Raw genomic sequence first — 2,012 nt, forward strand, 5'->3', positions numbered from 1 at the left:
GGCTACTGAAAGCCCGCTCCGTACCGCTTAGCGGTCGGAGCCGGGTAGTTTACGCTCTCACTTGCGCCTTGCTCCAAGAAAACCCCTGGCCTGGAGTGCCATCAACTGGTTGACCTAAGAACCGAGGGAACTGTCGGATGAGCGGATTTGAGCTGCCTTTGACGGTGGAAGTGTTGCGTTGGTTAGCGGGCGGTCAGTTGGCCGAGCGCCTGGAGCGGGCCGTGCGCCTGTGGGTACTGCTCCACTGCCTCTATGGCGAAAACCGCTGGCCAGACCTGCCGGAAACCTTTGGCTACACCCACATCCGGGATCGCTTGCTCTCACCACGGCACCCCAAGCAGGATCTGGCACAAGGGATCCCTTCACCCTGTCCTGATGTTGACTGCATTTGCTGGAAACCCTTGAGGTTTTGGCTGAAGGATCCCAACCTATTGGCCGCCTTAAAAGCAGAAGTTCCGGATCTGGAAGCGCTGCTATCTGCTCAACCCTTTCACAAGACCCACCGCACCCTGCGCAAAGAGCTGGACTACCTGGCCGCCCAGGGTTGGCTGCAACAAATTCAGGCCAACTCTAGGCGGAGAGATAATTTTCGCTGCCGTGCGCCGGGGGATCGTCCCCAACTGCCCGTATCTTCATCGGCTTTGACCTTATCGGGCCATCAACTGGAACAGATCTATCACATCCTCAGCGATGTGGCCTTTGTACATCCAGATGTGCAGGTTTTGCTGGATGAAATCTGGGCCAACCAAAGGACTCCGTCCCGCTGGCGCGATCAGCACTCGCAGCGGCGGCTGTTTGTGTGGTTTGAGTACATCCTCTCAGACGAACAGCAAGAACGGGTGGATGAATATCAAAGCCAGCTAGAAGCCCTTTGGGCCAACCCAGAAGCGGGGGTGATCGGTTTTGACTACGCCACCCGCCAACATGGGATCCGGCGTATTCTCACCTATCCGGTCTGCCTGTTTTATGCCCGCCGCGCCAAGTATCTGGCAGCCTTTGGCCAGCTCCCCACCCCCGAGGGATCCCTGGGCTGGCACAATTTTCGGCTGGATCGGATCCAGTCTAAGCGCCTGGCGGTGATTCCCTGGGACGCTCCTTCCATTCCGCCAGAGCTGGCAACCCGCAAACGGCAAAAGAAGCTGCCCAGCCCAGAGGAAGTCCAAGCAGCATGGGAAGAAGCCTGGGGATCCGATTTTTACTTGCCCAAGGCTTTGTTGATCCTTCGATTTTCCCCGGAGTTTGCCCGTCGCTATGTGGAAAGCACAGTGCGACATCCCACCTTCCAGCCCATTGCCTACGAGCGGATCCCGGCTTTGGTGCAGCAGGCAGTGGCGGATGCGCGGGAGCGCGAACAGATTTTGAACATTGTCCGGCAAAGACCGGCCAGCGACCGGTACTTCCGCGCCTGGGTACGGGTGGGAGATACCAATTTCACCATGCGCCTGCGGGATTGGCGGCCCAACGGCGAGGTGATCGCTCCCCTGGCCTACCGGGAACAGATGGCTCGGGAAGCCCAGGCAGAGCTGCAGTTTTATCGCCCCGACCTGAAGCTTTCTTGACCTTCCTGCCCATGACCACCCTCTACCTAACCGAGCCGGGGACTGTGGTTCACTGCCAAAACCAAACCCTGCTCATTCGCCGCCGTGGTCAAGAGCAGCTTTGCCGCCTTGCGGAGGTGGAGCTGGTGGTGGTGTTGCCCGGGATCCAATTGACCAGCGCAGCTTTGGCCCAACTGCTGGATCGAGGCATCGAAACCATTTTTTTGCGTGCGGATGGCGGTTTTCGCGGTCGCCTGCAGGGATCCTTCTCCACCAACTCTGAGATCCGTCTGGCCCAGTATCAGCGGGCCTACTCCCCCTGGGGGCTGAGGTGGGCCAAGGTGATTGTGCGCGGCAAGATTCGCAACCAACGGGCAATTCTACAACTGCACAACCGGGCTACCCGCGGCCAAATTGCCCCCTTACAGGAGGGTATTGATGTTATCGCCGCCTACCTGCAACAGTTGGATCGCT

The 2,012-nt window shown here is 58.8% G+C and carries 2 protein-coding genes; both read left to right on the forward strand.

The genetic code is table 11. The features are described 5' to 3' along the window. The first annotated feature begins 137 nt into the window (after positions 1 to 137). Complete coding sequence (locus NW829_RS12145) at positions 138 to 1,559, forward strand: TIGR03985 family CRISPR-associated protein (RefSeq protein WP_414417186.1); 1,422 nt, start codon at positions 138 to 140, stop codon at positions 1,557 to 1,559. Next, the coding region (gene cas1 / locus NW829_RS12150) for a CRISPR-associated endonuclease Cas1 (protein WP_414417187.1) at positions 1,556 to 2,012 on the forward strand (457 nt) is incomplete at its 3' end. The genes NW829_RS12145 and cas1, both read left to right, overlap by 4 nt.

The sequence above is a fragment of the Synechococcus sp. R55.8 genome (assembly GCF_047461895.1).
Lineage (GTDB): Bacteria > Cyanobacteriota > Cyanobacteriia > Thermostichales > Thermostichaceae > Thermostichus.